Genomic DNA, 15,325 nt, shown 5'->3' on the forward strand with positions numbered 1-15,325 from the left:
AAGAAAATTGCAGCTGCCCCGTTTCATTCTTCCCGTTCGGCCTTTTCTGGAAAAATACGTTCCGTAGGATGAAAAATTGCCGGCTTACGTTAAGAAATCCGTTTGTTTGAGCGAGCGAGTTTACGGATTTTAGTAAGCCGGCAATTTTTCAAGTATTTTGGAAGACAGGCCTAGCCCTTTTGCTTCTTTTGGGGCGATGCCAAAAGAAGGGTAGTTTACTGCCACTATATTTACATGCTCTTACAAATAAGTAAAAGCATTTTGCGATAGTCCCTTCTATTGTTTCCACTCTTTATTCCATTTCAATATAGTTATTTAATGTAGAACCGGGCATGGTCATCGGCAAGACAAATTCTTTTTTGTAAACCTTGGCTACAATCACCCGCGGTTCCCGTACCGACAGAGCATCGGCAAAGGCTGCGGCAAATCCTTCGGCGCTATCGACGGCGACACTGTTGACGCCAAAGCTTTTGGCATACAGCGTAAAATCCATGCCCGGCGGCAAACAGCACGATGAATAACGCTGACGGTACAGCGCATGCTGCATCTGTCTGATCATACCCAGTCCGTGATTGTCAAAAATAACGGAAATAACCGGTAGACAGTGCGATGCAATGGTATAGAGCTCATTACCGGTCATTTTCATGCCGCCGTCGCCGGCAAGATGGACGACACGTTTTTCCGGGACAGCAAACTGCGCTCCCATAGCGGCGGGCAAACCATAGCCCATAGCCCCCAAGCCACCCGACGTCAGCCAGGTCCGGGGTTTTTCAATCTTAAGGTGCTGAGCCGCCCACATTTGATGCTGTCCGACATCGGTGGCAAACACCACCTTCCGGCCCGCAGTCTGCCGGGCAATATTGTTCATAATCCAGGGAACCGTCAAATAGTCCGCAGTATATCGCGGAGCGAATTCCTCCTGCCAGGAAGAAATGGTATTCAGCCATCGCTCCACCGGGCCCTGCTGAGCATACTCTTCAATGTAAGCCAGGATTTTCTTAATATCACCGGGCAGGCCGATATGGGTTACAATATTTTTGTCAATCTCAGCCGGATCAATATCAATATGAATGACCTGTTTTTGTTCTCCATACCGTTCACGGTCACCGGTCACGCGGTCGCTAAACCGGCAGCCGACAGCAATAATCGTATCCGCATAATGAATGGTGCTATTGGCCGCTTTATGGCCATGCAAACCGGTCAACCCCAAAAAGCGGGGATGTGAGGCGGGGAAAGCACCCAATCCCATCAGCGTACTGACTACCGGCAGGCGGCATTTTTCGGCCAAAGCAAAAACTTCCTGCTCCGCTCCGGCCTGAATAACCCCGCCGCCCACAAGAATAACTGGCCGCTTGGCTTCTTCAATAAGCAGAGCCGCCTCCTTAAGCTTCGTTTCCATACAGGAGGAAATATGCCATTCCCGCAGTTTTTTAGGTGGTGCTTCATAAAAATCCAGTTCTGCGCTTTGCACGTCCCGGGGTATATCGACCAGCACCGGCCCCGGACGGCCGGAAGAAGCAATGTGAAAAGCCTGGCGCATAATTTCCGGCAGTTTGCTGACCTCTTTAACCTGAAAATTATGTTTGGTAATGGCCATGGTCATGCCGACAATATCAATTTCCTGGAAGGCATCCTGGCCAATCACACCGGTCGCCACCTGGCCGGTAATGGCTACCACCGGTATGGAATCCATATACGCCGCAGCTAATCCGGTAACAAGATTGGTTGCGCCGGGACCCGAGGTGGCAATACACACGCCAACCCGCCCGCTGGCCCGGGCATACCCGTCGGCGGCATGGGCAGCCCCCTGTTCGTGAACGGTAAGAATGTGCCTAAGCGAAGCTGCGTCACGCAGCGCATCATAAAGCGGCAGCACCGTCCCACCCGGATAACCGAATACCGTATCCACTCCTTGTTCCAACAAACACGCGATTACCGCTTGCGCCCCGGTTATCATCGCAACCCCTCCTTGCCTCTTACCCGGCATGCTTTCTTTTCGTTATGTTTGGTTATGCCTGCTTTCCGCTGATTTTGTCTTCAGGAACACCGCAGACCGCAATCATTTTATTAATGGCATTGACATAAGCTTTGGCGCTGGCTTCAATTACATCGGTACTCAAGCCGCGTCCACTGAACGGACGGCCGTCACATTCCACCCAGACAATGGCTTCCCCCAGCGCGTCCTCACCGGAAGTAACCGCCTTGATGGCGTAGTCGCGCAGACTAACCTTAAAGCCCACCGCGGCTTCAATGGCCTTAAAACTGGCGTCAACCGGTCCGTCTCCGCAGCTGGCATGCTCCACAATGCCGGCGCTGGTTTCCAGCCGTACGGTGGCCGTAGCCAGCATCCGGTTGCCGCTGACCACATGGTGATAGGACAGCCGGTACCATTCCGGTTTTAAGGTTACCTTTTCATTAACCAGGGCTTCGATATCCCGGTCAAACACCATCTTCTTGCGGTCAGCCAGTTCTTTAAAGCGGCCAAACAATACATTGACGGCATCACTGTCCAGTTCGAAGCCCAACTCCCGCAGCCGGTCTTCAAAAGCGTGACGCCCGGAATGTTTCCCCAAAACAATGGCATTGCGACTGATGCCCACGTCTTCGGGACGCATAATTTCATAAGTCAGTGAATTATTTAAAATACCGTGCTGATGAATGCCGGATTCGTGGGCAAAGGCATTTTCACCCACCACAGCTTTGTTGGGAGGAACCACAATACCGCTTAACGTACTGACCAGACGCGAAGCACGGTAAATTTGTTTGGTATCGATACGGGTATCCACCTTATAGAATTCCTTGCGGGTATGAAGAGCCATAATGATTTCTTCCATCGACGCATTGCCGGCCCGCTCTCCCAGTCCGTTGACCGTACATTCCACCTGGGTAGCGCCATTCTCAACGGCTGCCAGGGAATTGGCCACCGCCATGCCCAAATCATCATGACAGTGAACGCTGATATCCGCTTTGTGAATGTTGGGCACATGTTCGCGGATATATCTGATCAGTGCGCCAAATTCAGCGGGTGTTACATACCCTACCGTATCGGGAATGTTAATGACCGTAGCGCCGGCATGAATCACTGCGGTATACACCTGGCAAAGATACTCCCAGTCCGAACGCGAAGCATCCTCGGCGGAAAACTCCACGTCCTCGACAAATCTTTTGGCATAGCGCACCGCTTCTTCCGCTCTGGCCAATACCTGTTCCCGGGTCATTTTCAGTTTGTATTCCAGATGAATGTCACTGGTGGCGATAAAGGTGTGTATCCGGGGCCGCTCCGCCTGTTTGAGCGCATTGACTGCGGCATCAATGTCTTTTTGCCCGGCCCTGGCCAAACCGGCAATTGCCGGTCCTTTGACTTTAGCCGCAATTTGACTGACCGCAGTAAAATCGCCGGGGGAAGCAATAGGAAACCCCGCTTCAATCACATCCACCCGCAGCTTGGCGAGAGCCTGCGCTATCTCCAGTTTTTCCCCAACCTCCAGGCAAACACCCGGAGTCTGTTCTCCGTCACGCAAAGTGGTATCAAATATTTTGATGACGGGTATATCCATATCCATCCCTCTTTTCCTAAACTGGTATAAATGTGTTGCGTCATGATGATATGAAAACGAAAGTCAAAATACCATCGCAGCATTCATATCCTCATGACGCATTTTACTTACCTAATATAGCGTGTCTTCTGCCGGTCGTCCAGGCCGGTTTATCTGACCGGTACTTATTTTTTCAGCCAGGACATCATGGAACGGAGTTTTGCACCAACCACTTCGATTTCCTGTGCCGCTTCTTTGCGTCTGATGGAAGTAAATTCCGGACGGTTGGCCTGATTTTCCAAAATCCATTTTTTCGCAAACACGCCGTTTTGGATTTCAGACAGAACCCTTTTCATTTCCGTCCGCGTTTCATCAGTTACAATTCGCGGACCGGTCATGTAGTCACCGTACTCGGCAGTATCACTGATGGAATAGCGCATGTTGGCCAGTCCGCCTTCATACATAAGATCGACAATCAACTTCAGTTCGTGGAAGCATTCAAAGTAAGCAATTTCCGGCTGATATCCGGCTTCCACCAAGGTATCGAAACCGGCTTTAACCAGGGCGCTTACACCGCCGCAAAGCACTGCCTGTTCACCGAATAAATCCGTTTCGGTTTCTTCCTGGAATGTAGTGGTAAGAACACCGGCTCTGGTGCCGCCGATGCCGCGGGCATAAGCCAGTGCTGTTTCCTGGGCATTGCCGGTATAATCCTGGTATACGGCCATAACGCAGGGAACGCCCTTGCCTTCGGTATATACCCGGCGGACAAGATGTCCGGGTCCTTTCGGAGCGACCATAAATACGTCTACATTGGCCGGCGGCACAATTTGGTTGAAGTGAATATTGAAGCCATGGGCAAAAGCAAGCGCCGCCCCTTCTTTGAGATTAGGTGCAATTTCCGTTTTGTATACCTGTGCCTGTCTTTCATCGGGAATCAAAATCATGGTGATATCCGCAGCAGCCACAGCATCGGCAACGGTAGCCACTTTAAGGCCGCTTTCTTCTACTTTTGTCCAGGACTTGCTGCCTTTGTACAAACCGACAATAACCTTCACACCGCTGTCTTTTAGGTTGAGGGCATGCGCGTGTCCCTGGCTGCCAAAACCAATAACGGCCACCGTTTTATCCTGAATCATTTCCCAGTTTGCATCTTGATCATAGTACATTCTCGCCATTTCTATCGCTCTCCTCATATTGATAAATTGTATTTTCACCCCGCGCCAGTCCGATAAGACCGGTGCGGATCATTTCCAGAAGTCCGTAGGGAACCAGCAAATCGGCTAATGCATTGATTTTCTCCTCATCGCCGGTAATCTCCAGCGTCAGTGTGGTCTCCTGTACATCCACCACATTGGCCCGGAACACTTCGGCCAGCTTCAGCACTTCCGTGCGTTTATCCCCGGCACGAACCTTTAATAGCGCCATTCCTCTAGTTACGGAAGAAATCTGCGACAAACTTTGTACTGCCACAACCTCCACCAGTTTTTCCAGTTGTTTGGTCACCTGATCAACCACCGACTGATCGCCGCAAACGACAGCCGTAATCCGGGAGTACTCAGTATCCTGGGTAACACCAACAGTGAGGCTGTCAATATTAAAACCCCGCCGGGAAAACATACCGGCAACCCGGACCAATACTCCTGGCTGATTCTGCACCAAAATGGATAAAACCTGCCTCACTTTATCCCTCCTTTGTAAAACTAAAAACCGCCCCCATTGACCTTGCGTCAATAGGGGCGGTTAAACCGCGGTACCACCCTACATTTCACTCACGCGCCGGTAAAATGCAAGCCGACTTCCGTTCAACGCCCGGCAAGCGCCTCTCTCTAACCGGATCAATGCCGGCTTCAAGGGAGGAGTTCATGGGTGAGCTATGGCGACACTTCGCACCGGTTCGCAGCAACCACCGGCTCTCTGCAGCAGGATATGTCGTTTTATCCCAATCATAACCTTTATTTGCAAGCTTACGTTACGCAACTCACTGTCCGCTAAGCCTTAAGTAAGTTTGTAACATTGAATACATTATGCCAATACATCTGTCATTTGTCAATACATTTATGAAAAAAATCCCTGAGTTTTCATCTTTCTTGGCCAAAACCAGGACAGTTACGATTCGCATTTTACCGAATAAATTCCCGGAATGGCGGCCAGTCTGGCCGAAACGCAGTTGACATCCTGGTCTTCAGGAAACTGCAGCACCAGATGAAACAAAATCATATGATTGCTCTCTTCGATTTTAATGTCCCGGATACTTACGCCCAGACTCCCCAGACAGGAGCCGATAGCGCCGATCTGCTCCGGTTTATCGGTACTGGTGACAACCAGATTGACAAACTGCTTGTTATACAATGTGGCTTCCATGCGGGTCAGGATGACTAAAATAGCAAAAATCAAAAAAGTAGCTAACAGCGCGCTGACATAAAAACCCCCGCCTACCGCCAAACCAATACCGGACACCACCCACAAACTGGCGGCGGTTGTCAGTCCTTTAACGGTCAGCCCTTCCTTCATAATGCTACCGGCTCCCAAAAAGCCGATACCGCTGACTACCTGTGCCGCCAGACGTGCCGGATCGGCATTGGTCAGTCCCTGCACCCTTCCATATAAATTGATTGACAGGATCATAATCAGGCAGGATCCAATACTTACCAGCATGTTGGTCCGCAACCCGGCCGATTTGTGTTTGGCCTGTCTTTCATAACCGATAATCCCGCCCAATATGGCGGAAACAATTAATCGCAAGGCTGTTTCTCCATCAGTGATCATACTTGCAATCCCCACTTTTTCTCTTAGCGGTAAGTCATTCTATTGTTAATATATACTAATTATCCGGACAAAATTCCAGAGCCTCTTTGTGTGCAAACCAGGAATCGCTCTTTAGAAAAAGAAAAGACCCCTGCCGTCTTTTTAACAGAAGTCTTCAGTTATTTTTTTCAGCCGGACTTTTTGCTGTAATTGTCGCAGTTTATCCACCGCCTGCAGAAAATCGGCGGCAGCCATTTTAATTTAATATCTTTTGCGCTTACCCGACGCCGCAATCCCCATCTCTTCACGGTATTTGGCCACAGTACGGCGCGATACCGCAATTCCCTTTTCTTTCAGTATATCGGCCAACGCCTGGTCACTGAGCGGCCGGGTGGCATCTTCTTTATTGATAAGTTCTTTCATTTCCCGTTTGACATTGGCGGAGGCAACATCCTCGCCATCGGAACTTTGAACACCGGCAGTGAAGAAGGACCGCAAACTAAACACACCAAACGGGGTATCCACATATTTATTGGCGGTCGCGCGACTGACGGTTGATTCATGCACGCCAATCTGATCGGCCACTTTTTTCATCGTCAGGGTTTTTAATAAATGCGGCCCCTCTTCAAAAAATTCCTTTTGAAAATGAACGATGGCCTGCATAACACTGATCAGCGTATTACGCCGCTGCTCAATGCTTTTGATCAGCCAGACAGCCGCATTAACCCGGTTTTCAACAAACTTCTTCGTGCTGTCGTCCGCATCACGGACTGCCCGCCGGTAATAAGGACTGATGGTCAGATGAGGAATATCGTCATGAATCAAAATCACGTATTCACCGTTGACCTTTTCCACGCTGAGATCGGGCACAATGTAAGTCGGCTGGCTGCCGCCGAAAGCCCGCCCCGGTTTAGGATCAAAGGTACGGATCAGATCCACGGCCTGTTGAATCTGCTGCACACTGCAGTTTAGTTTCTCCGCAATGAGTTTAAATTTGCCGGCTGCCACTGCATCCAGATACTCCTCAATAATCACCCGAACAATCTGATTATCTATACCATTAGCAATATTTTGAAAACTATTGTTAATAGTACGCTGCTCCAGCTGAATAATCAGGCATTCCCGCAAATCACGCGCTCCAATACCCGGCGGATCAAAGCTTTGAATCAGCGCCAGCACCTGCTCCACAATCTCCGGGCTCAGTCTAAATGCTTCGGAAGTCTCCTGAATGGTCGCTGTCAGATAACCGTTTCCATCAATACAGCCGATTAAATACTTGCCGACCTCCAGTAATTCCGGCCGCCGCAGTGACAATTGGAGCTGCAGTTCCAAATGCTCCTGCAAAGAAACGGTGTTAGCCACGTAAAATTCCAGCGATGGTTTTTCCTTCGCTGCCGGGGAATTATAGCCGGGATCGGTGCCGTCATTAAAAAATTCCGCCCAATCAAAATATTCACTCAACGTTGCATCGTTGTCAGCCGTTTTTTCCGCCTGCTCATAAGCACTGTCTATCTCATGTTCCGCCGGTGTCCGGCTGTCTACTTCCAACATAGGATTTTCCAGGATGGCTTGTTCCACCATGGTGGACAAATCCTGCGAAGACAACTGCAATATAGTGATTGCCTGGCGCAGTTGCGGCGTCATAACCAGTTTTTGTGTCGTTTCCAGTTTCAGACCAAAATCTAAATGCATATCCTCCCCCCTCTACTTCAAGACCCGCTGACCGGAATACGCGGCGCTGAACACCGGCTGACCGGCCTGGCGCCCGGCCTTCCCATGGGCAACTTGTCCCGGGCAGACCGGACATCGGCTCCTGCTGTCGCGGCCTGACAACCGTGTGAGATCATTGGCCAGGGCGGCTCCAACTTTGTCTATTTGCTTATTTTCGACAAAATAATCTATTTCCCTGCATAGCGGATAAATAGACAGTAATCCGGCCGGCTGCCGTAGCTTTCTGTTATCATACCTATGCCGAACAGCTTGCCGGATATACCGTATATTTTCCCTTTCGTCAGCTTTTCATCCGCGGTTGGAATCATGTTGTTTCTGTTCGATCATCGCAAGTTTGGCCTGAATCATCAACGCACATTCAATCCGTTTTTTCTGCAATGCGCAGCCGAGAGCGTAAGGTTTGTCGATGCTGCCATTAAAGGCATGGGCATTGGCATGGCAGCCGCCGCTGCAGTAAAATCTGGCCCAGCAGTTCCGGCATTCATTCTTCTTTAATACATGAGTCTGGCGGAAGCGGAGCGGCAGTTCATTATTTTTCACCCCGTCATAGATGTTTCCCAGCAGAAATTCTTCCCGACCGACAAACTGATGGCAGGGATACAATTCCCCGTCGGGGGTGACCGCAAAATATTCATGGCCGGCGCCGCAGCCGCTTAAGCGCTTGGCAACACAGGGGCCGTTATGAATATCCATGTTAAAATGGAAAAAGTTAAAACCCCTTCCTGCCAGCCTGCGGTTGATATATTCCTTAGCCAAAAGTTCATATTGTGCAAACAAAACCGGCAAATGCTCCTCCTGCAGGGCATATTCCCCTTCTTGGCTGACCACCGGCTCAACCGACAATTGCCGAAAGCCCATATCGGCCATGGCCAGCACATCGGCGGCAAAGTCCAGGTTATGAGCCGTATACGTACCACGCACAACATAATCCTGACCATTACGGGAGTCCACGGTACGGCGCAGATTGGCCAGAACCCGGTCAAAGCTGCCGGAGCCTCCGGCAAACGGCCGCATCCGGTCATGAACCTCGCGGCGGCCATCCAGACTCAGCACCAGGCTGATATGATTTTCATTCAGAAACCGGTTGATTTCATCCCGCAATAATACACCGTTAGTCGTTAAGGTCAACTTAAAAATCTTTCCAGTCTCGGCTTCCCGCCGCCGGACATAGGCAACCACATGTTTTACCGTTTCTATATTCATCAGCGGTTCGCCGCCAAAAAAGTCAATTTCACAATGGCGGCGCGGACCGCTGTGTTCAATGATAAACTCTACAGCCCGCTCCCCTATCTCTTTGGGCATCAAACTGCGTCCGTGGCCGAAATCACCCGTTCCGGCAAAACAATAGCCACAACGCAAATTGCAGTCATGGGCCACATGCAGGCAGAGCGATTTAACAACCGGTTTTTCACTGAAGGTCGGCGGCACCTCAAGTTCCGGTGAAAATAAAAGTCCCTGCTCCTTCAATGCATGAAGTTCCTCCAGAATATCCTCTAGATCTGCTTTGGCATACCTGTCACCAAACCGGTCCATCACCATCTCATCATTGTCGCCGGTAAACACATCCAGAATGTTATATACCATCTCATCAATCACGTGTACCGCTCCGCTGTTGATATCCAGAAGAACATACGTATCATTGATCAAAAATTTATGAATTAAATGATTACCTTCCATATTTCCACCTTTTTACGCATTATTTACTGCCGGATTCCGCAAGACCGGACATAAAGTAAGTCCCCTGCCGTAACGGCAAGGGACTATCTGTCAACAATTATTTCTGGCAGACCTGATTGCTAACCGTGCAGGACGTTTTGCATGCTGACTGGCAAGAAGTCTGACATTCTCCACAGCCGCCGGTATGTACGGTATTTTTCAGAGAAGCAGTATTCGCTGTAAAAATATGTTTTGCCATCGTAATCCCTCCTCAACAAACAATATGCTTTACCTATCTATTGTATATGCTTTTCGACACTTAATCAAGTCCAAACATCGCTGCTTCACGACAAAACAGCAGCCTGCGCTCTCCCGGCAGGAAGGCTCAGCTTATGTATCTTTAGGTTTGACATACTATTTGTCTTCTTCCGGCACCAGCAACAGTTTTACCGGCAGATTGGACGCCCCCGGCGGGCTGAAGGTCAGCCATAACGACTGACCGGCATCATAGGTACCGATTAAGGCGGCTTCCTGTTCCGTACTTTCACCGATAAGCAGTTTATCCGCCGGTGTATCTACCGGGGCCAGCACGGTATGACGGTATTTAACTCCCATGGATCCCGCATATACCCCGCCCCGCGGATTTAAGTAACAGGAAATTTTACCTTTCGGCTCCGATGGCAGATACAGCTTATACACTACTCCGTAATTTCCATAGTTTTGTACTTTGGAACCATCCGTGGCATCAATGCCCCAGGCGTAGCGGTCAATTTGATTGTCGGCCAGCGTCAGGGCAACAGGGCCGTCCTGGCCGGGACGATACACTTTTTCCGGAATAAACAGCCGGTCACGTCCCTCAAAAGTTCCCCGCAAGCGGTACTGATCGGCCGGCAATACCTTAGCCCCGGCAGCGAATGTTTTCACACTGGCGTTCGTCGGCATCATCAGCACGGTGACCATTACCGGTTTATCGGTTTTAAAATCGTACATGCCGTTAAGCAGCATGTCGGGCTGCACCACTTCGTCAACCAGGCTGACGGCTCCCTGGGCCGGAGCTTTTAGAACATGGATGTCCAAGCCCTTCATATATTCCGTCTGTACGGCTTTGCCAATTGCCAGATAGTTAAGTCCCGGGCCGCTGATTCCCTTCTGATAAACAGTAATCGCAGCAGGTTCCGTCCCCTTATTTTGGAAAAGCACGATGATCCGTTTATTTTGTTTGGTTGCATTGACATGATGGAAAAACAGCCGGGCATCGCCATTCACCACATCCTGATACATAATGCCGTCTTCCGACACCATTTCCGGACTGTCCGACAATATCAGCTTACCGCCATAGACGGATGCCATCACCTGCCACTCCGGCTTTTGCAACAGATTGGCCTGCAGGTTGACGGATTGTCCGGACGGTGGTGCGGCGAAAACACTTCCCCCTGTTAACAGCGCAGTTAGTACTACAATTCCCGCTAAGTTACTGTATGTCCTCACTCTGTACCTCCTATAAGCAATATTAGAACCATTATAGCAAGATTTTGAAATTATGTAAACTAAATGTTCAGTTTACTATAAATGTCAGCCCGCAACAGACGCAGCCGGAATTCCCACAGCCCCCATTTGGGATGGGGTATGTTAATCCGCTTCAAGGCATAGGCATGATCCGTTCCCTGGTTAAGACCGGGTTCGCCGCTGCAGGCACCGATATAGCCGGCCTCCCGGAGAATATCCTCGGTTGCCTGATCATACCCGCCATAAGGATAGGCCAAAAATTCCACCGGCACCCCAGTATGCTGTTCCAGTAGCGACTTTGATTCTACAATTTCCTGCCGCCTTTCCTCCAGGCTGATTTGATCCAGCTGCACATGGCTGGCCGTATGCGATCCGATTTCCGTGCCTCTTTGCAGCATGTCCGCAATCTGGGGCCACGAAAGATACCCCGGATAGGCTTCCACATAGCCGCTAACCACAAAGACCGTACCATGCATACCGTATTTCTCCATAATCGGCAGCGCCTGCAGATAATTGTTATCATACCCGTCATCAAAGGTAATAATCACCGGCTTATCCGGCAGCTGCCGCTCCCCGGAAGCTGCCGCAAAATAATCCCGGAGTGAAATAGCCGTGTAGCCGTGCTCCGCTAAATAACGCATCTGTTCCTCAAACTCGCCGGGCGAAACGGCATACAGATTATCTTCTTCACACACCTTATGGTAGGCCAGAATCGGCACCCCGGGTGCAGGATAAAGCAGCCAGCCCAGTGACAATATAAGAACGACTGCCAAGGCAGCCGCCGTTTTAGTTCTGCGATTCATCTTTTCCTCCATGTAAAAGCCCGCAGGCAATTTCCTCCAGTTTGCGCAGCCGGTGATTCATGCCGGATTTGCCGACTATGCCGCCTGCAGCATCCACCAATTCATTCAGGGTAGCATCCGGGTATTCCAAACGCAGTTTTGCCGTGTCCTTTAAATTCTGCGGTAATTTATCCAAACCGATCGTTTCCTGAATCCGCCGGATATTTTCTACCTGGCGGACGGCGGCATTCACTGTTTTTTGCAGGTTAGCCGTTTCGCAGTTCACCAGCCGGTTGACCTGATTGCGCATCTCCTTGACTACCCGCACATTTTCAAATGCCAGCAGGGCATTATGGGCACCAACAATCCGCAGCAGGGAGGAAATGGCATCTCCGTCTTTTAAATAAACGATATAATCATGCTTGCGTTCGGTCATCCCAACCGGCAAGCCGCTGTTTTTCAGTAAACGCACCAGTGTTTTGGCAAAATCCTGATTACCTGTAACCAGCTCCAGATGATAATCCCCCTCCGGCTTATTTACCGACCCTCCTCCTAAAAAGGCGCCGCGCAAATAAGCCCGCCGACAGCAGGACTTGCGCAAAATACCGGTATCCCGCCCCACATTGATATTGTCATCCCGCATGATGCCCAAAGCAGACAGCAGACTGGTCACAACCGGCGAAGGAACCACCTTCAGCAAATAGGAATTGTTTTTCTTAAGACGCCGCCCCCGGGTAACCACAACTTCGGTTTTCAAATTGAAACCATTTTTTATCAGGGACAGTACCTTACGGGCTACAGCGGCGTTTTCCGTAGTAAAGGTAATCCCCAGATTGCTGTTGCCGCCGATCAGCATCGTCCCCCCCATGCGCATCAGCGATGCCAGTTCGGCGATGTGACAACAGCTTTGTTCCCCCACTACCCGGGCCAGTTCATTTTTTACTTCACTGGAAAAAGAAGACACTTACCGTCACTCCGCTCTATTTTTCCAAGTCTTTTAGTTCCTTTATGTTTTCACCAATCAGATAATAATCCAGCAGGCGCATCCGTTCCGAATTGACCGTCAGTTTGTAAATCATCGAAACAATGGTACGCGACAATTTTAACGGATCATGGCGCACCAAGTTGGTTTCACTGATCACATTGGCCTTGATCACCTTAACCCCCAGCGCCTCAATCGCCTCGGCGTCCGGAAGAACCGGATAAGCTCCCTGGCTGGCGTACACTTCCTGCAGGACCGGTGCGATTTCCTGCGAATTGACGACAACATAGTCAATCACTCCCGGACCGATATGATCAATCAGCGCCCGGACGTGGTCCGCTGCCGTAAAGCCGTCGGTTTCACCCGGCTGGGTCATTACATTGCAAATATATATTTTAACGGCCTGCGTCTGCCGCAGCGCTTCTCCAACCCCCTTGACCAGCAGGTTGGGCAAAACACTGGTATACAAACTTCCCGGACCTAAAACAACCGCATCGGCTTCCCGGATGGCTTCCAGGGCACCTTCCACCGGCACGGCATCCTCCGGGCTGATAAATACCCGTTTTACCCGCTGGTTAGCCAGCGGAATATTGGATTCGCCCTCAACGATGCTGCCGTCAGCCATTTCAGCCAGCAGGCGGATGGTCTGCACCGAAGAAGGCAGTACTTTCCCCCGTACCGCCAATACCTTGCTGGATTCCCTCAAAGCCTGCTCGACATCCCCCAGCACCTCGGTCATGGCGGCAATAAACAAATTGCCGAAACTATGCCCGGCCAGGCTGCCTTCGCCGCCAAAGCGGTGCTGAAAGAGTTTTTCCATCAGAGGTTCGGTATCGGCCAGAGCCACCAGACAGTTGCGCAAATCCCCCGGCGGAATGATCCCCAGGTCCGATCTCAGCCGCCCGGAAGAACCACCGTCATCGGCTACCGTAACAATCGCCGTTACATTGCTGGTCACGCTTTTTATGCCGCGCAGCAACACCGACAAGCCGGTGCCGCCGCCGATTACGGCTACCGCCGGTCCCCGGTTCAACTTGCGTTTTTGAAAAATAATTTCCACCAGCCGGTCATGGCCGTCCGGTACCAGCACGCTGATGACCGAGCGGATAATCTGCCTGGTAGCAAAGGTCATCACCAGCAGCCCCAAAGCCACAACCAGGGTTCCGGCGATGGTCGTTACGGCATAATAATAATTGCCGGTAGTCAGATATACCATCCGGAAAATAGCTTCTTCCAAAGCCCCGACATATTTATAGTTAAAAATGATAGCCAGCCCGAGACTTGCCGCCATTACTCCCACAGAAAACAGCAATAGCCAGCGCTTCAACTTCATTCCCGGATACAACCATTTTAAAAAATGCATAATCGCATTACACCTCTGCTCTTTACCAGCTAATTCCAATTATTCATCCGGCCACTAATACCGTATCAACCATTATCCTACCGTTTTAAGGCTGACACACTACTAGCAGGATTCATGATGGAGTTCCACTTCATTGCGTGAGACATCCCGATGTTCAATGTTGACTTTATAGCCCTTGCTGCGAAGATTTTCATACAGCCTATGGGCGACAAACACCGAGCGGTGCATCCCCCCTGTACAGCCGATCGCGATGACCAGGTTGCTCTTGCCTTCTTGAATATAATTAGGAACTAAAAAATCCACCAGGCCGAGCAATTTTTCCATGAACTGCTGAGTAATGGGCCATTTCCAGATATAATCGCCAACCTCCCTTACTGTGCCACTTTTCCGCCGCAATGATTCAACATAAAAAGGATTTGGTAAAAAACGCACATCAAATACCATATCGGCATCCAGCGGCATGCCATGTTTAAACCCAAAGGAAACAACCGTAATTTGCATGCGTTCCTGAGTACATTCGCAGGCAAATAAAGAAACTACCTTATCTCTAAGTTCAGCCGTGGTGGTAACCGAAGTATCGATAATATGATTGGCCCGGCCCCGGACCTGTTCCACCCGCACGCGCTCACTGGCAATACCGGAGCTGATGCGGCCATGCGGCGCCATCGGGTGACGGCGGCGGCTTTCTTTATAACGCCGGATTAATGTTTCATCCGACGCCTCCAAAAACAGGATTTCATACACATACCCCTGGTTTTCCATTTCTTCCAGCACCTGAAGCAGGGTGTCAAAAAACTCCCGCCCCCGGATATCCACCACCAGGGCAACTTTATTCACCTGGCCGGCAGACTGGGTGCAAAGTTCGGCGAATTTGGGAATCAGCGCCGGCGGCAGGTTATCGACACAAAAATAACCGATATCCTCCATCGTACGGACAACCTGGGTTTTGCCTGCTCCGGACATTCCGGTGATAATGACCAGGCGTACATCTTGCATGCATATCACCTCTTTCTGCAATGAT

General features: G+C 50.4%; 13 protein-coding genes and 1 other annotated feature. All 13 genes read right to left on the minus strand.

The window, feature by feature from the left end; all coding sequences use genetic code 11:
- Nucleotides 1–292 precede the first annotated feature (292 nt).
- Nucleotides 293–1,954 (minus strand): biosynthetic-type acetolactate synthase large subunit, encoded by a 1,662-nt coding sequence (gene ilvB / locus P22_RS02150; protein ID WP_054258795.1) that lies wholly within the window; start codon nucleotides 1,952–1,954, stop codon nucleotides 293–295.
- Nucleotides 1,955–2,009: 55 nt separating this feature from the next.
- Nucleotides 2,010–3,557: a 2-isopropylmalate synthase gene (locus P22_RS02155; RefSeq protein ID WP_054258570.1), complete on the minus strand. Its 1,548-nt coding sequence runs from the start codon at nucleotides 3,555–3,557 to the stop codon at nucleotides 2,010–2,012.
- Between the two features lie 164 nt (nucleotides 3,558–3,721).
- Nucleotides 3,722–4,714, minus strand: coding sequence for a ketol-acid reductoisomerase (gene ilvC, locus P22_RS02160; protein WP_054258571.1), 993 nt, complete (start codon nucleotides 4,712–4,714; stop codon nucleotides 3,722–3,724).
- Nucleotides 4,695–5,219, minus strand: a complete 525-nt coding sequence (gene ilvN / locus P22_RS02165; protein ID WP_054258572.1) for an acetolactate synthase small subunit — start codon at nucleotides 5,217–5,219, stop codon at nucleotides 4,695–4,697. The genes ilvC and ilvN overlap by 20 nt, the downstream gene beginning before the upstream one ends.
- A gap of 49 nt (nucleotides 5,220–5,268) precedes the next feature.
- Nucleotides 5,269–5,495: a binding site (T-box leader), on the minus strand.
- Between the two features lie 150 nt (nucleotides 5,496–5,645).
- Nucleotides 5,646–6,305 carry an MgtC/SapB family protein gene (locus tag P22_RS02170; RefSeq protein WP_054258573.1) on the minus strand — a complete coding sequence of 220 codons (660 nt, stop codon included), beginning with the start codon at nucleotides 6,303–6,305 and terminating at the stop codon, nucleotides 5,646–5,648.
- Nucleotides 6,306–6,545: 240 nt separating this feature from the next.
- Nucleotides 6,546–7,976: an RNA polymerase factor sigma-54 gene (rpoN, locus tag P22_RS02175; RefSeq protein ID WP_054258574.1), complete on the minus strand. Its 1,431-nt coding sequence runs from the start codon at nucleotides 7,974–7,976 to the stop codon at nucleotides 6,546–6,548.
- Nucleotides 7,977–8,303: 327 nt separating this feature from the next.
- The gene (scfB, locus tag P22_RS02180) at nucleotides 8,304–9,692 is read right to left on the minus strand and encodes a thioether cross-link-forming SCIFF peptide maturase (protein ID WP_054258575.1); all 1,389 of its coding nucleotides are present in this window, start codon (nucleotides 9,690–9,692) and stop codon (nucleotides 8,304–8,306) included.
- A 97-nt stretch (nucleotides 9,693–9,789) separates the two neighbouring features.
- Complete coding sequence (gene scfA, locus P22_RS19880; protein WP_069972737.1) at nucleotides 9,790–9,930, minus strand: six-cysteine ranthipeptide SCIFF; 141 nt, start codon at nucleotides 9,928–9,930, stop codon at nucleotides 9,790–9,792.
- Between the two features lie 155 nt (nucleotides 9,931–10,085).
- The gene (locus P22_RS02185; protein ID WP_069972738.1) at nucleotides 10,086–11,159 is read right to left on the minus strand and encodes a copper amine oxidase; all 1,074 of its coding nucleotides are present in this window, start codon (nucleotides 11,157–11,159) and stop codon (nucleotides 10,086–10,088) included.
- Nucleotides 11,160–11,218: 59 nt separating this feature from the next.
- The gene (locus P22_RS02190; RefSeq protein WP_054258576.1) at nucleotides 11,219–11,980 is read right to left on the minus strand and encodes a polysaccharide deacetylase family protein; all 762 of its coding nucleotides are present in this window, start codon (nucleotides 11,978–11,980) and stop codon (nucleotides 11,219–11,221) included.
- Nucleotides 11,964–12,923, minus strand: a complete 960-nt coding sequence (gene whiA / locus P22_RS02195; RefSeq protein ID WP_054258577.1) for a DNA-binding protein WhiA — start codon at nucleotides 12,921–12,923, stop codon at nucleotides 11,964–11,966. The genes P22_RS02190 and whiA overlap by 17 nt, the downstream gene beginning before the upstream one ends.
- Nucleotides 12,924–12,939: 16 nt before the next feature.
- On the minus strand, nucleotides 12,940–14,304 hold the full coding sequence (gene yvcK / locus P22_RS02200) for a gluconeogenesis factor YvcK family protein (protein WP_054258578.1): 1,365 nt from the start codon (nucleotides 14,302–14,304) through the stop codon (nucleotides 12,940–12,942).
- A 102-nt stretch (nucleotides 14,305–14,406) separates the two neighbouring features.
- Entirely contained in the window at nucleotides 14,407–15,300 is an 894-nt protein-coding gene (gene rapZ, locus P22_RS02205) for an RNase adapter RapZ (protein WP_054258579.1), read from the minus strand.
- Nucleotides 15,301–15,325: the final 25 nt, after the last annotated feature.

Origin of the sequence: Propionispora sp. 2/2-37, assembly GCF_001298735.1 — a bacterium.
GTDB lineage: Bacteria > Bacillota > Negativicutes > Propionisporales > Propionisporaceae > Propionispora.

Excerpts from the sequence above, each read along its gene's own strand:
- P22_RS02155 (WP_054258570.1), bottom strand. The coding sequence starts at position 3,557 with ATGGATATACCCGTCATCAAAATATTTGATACCACTTTGCGTGACGGA.
- ilvC (WP_054258571.1), bottom strand. The coding sequence starts at position 4,714 with ATGGCGAGAATGTACTATGATCAAGATGCAAACTGGGAAATGATTCAG.
- P22_RS02170 (WP_054258573.1), bottom strand. The coding sequence starts at position 6,305 with ATGATCACTGATGGAGAAACAGCCTTGCGATTAATTGTTTCCGCCATA.
- rpoN (WP_054258574.1), bottom strand. The coding sequence starts at position 7,976 with ATGCATTTAGATTTTGGTCTGAAACTGGAAACGACACAAAAACTGGTT.
- scfB (WP_054258575.1), bottom strand. The coding sequence starts at position 9,692 with ATGGAAGGTAATCATTTAATTCATAAATTTTTGATCAATGATACGTAT.
- scfA (WP_069972737.1), bottom strand. The coding sequence starts at position 9,930 with ATGGCAAAACATATTTTTACAGCGAATACTGCTTCTCTGAAAAATACC.
- P22_RS02190 (WP_054258576.1), bottom strand. The coding sequence starts at position 11,980 with ATGAATCGCAGAACTAAAACGGCGGCTGCCTTGGCAGTCGTTCTTATA.
- yvcK (WP_054258578.1), bottom strand. The coding sequence starts at position 14,304 with ATGCATTTTTTAAAATGGTTGTATCCGGGAATGAAGTTGAAGCGCTGG.
- rapZ (WP_054258579.1), bottom strand. The coding sequence starts at position 15,300 with ATGCAAGATGTACGCCTGGTCATTATCACCGGAATGTCCGGAGCAGGC.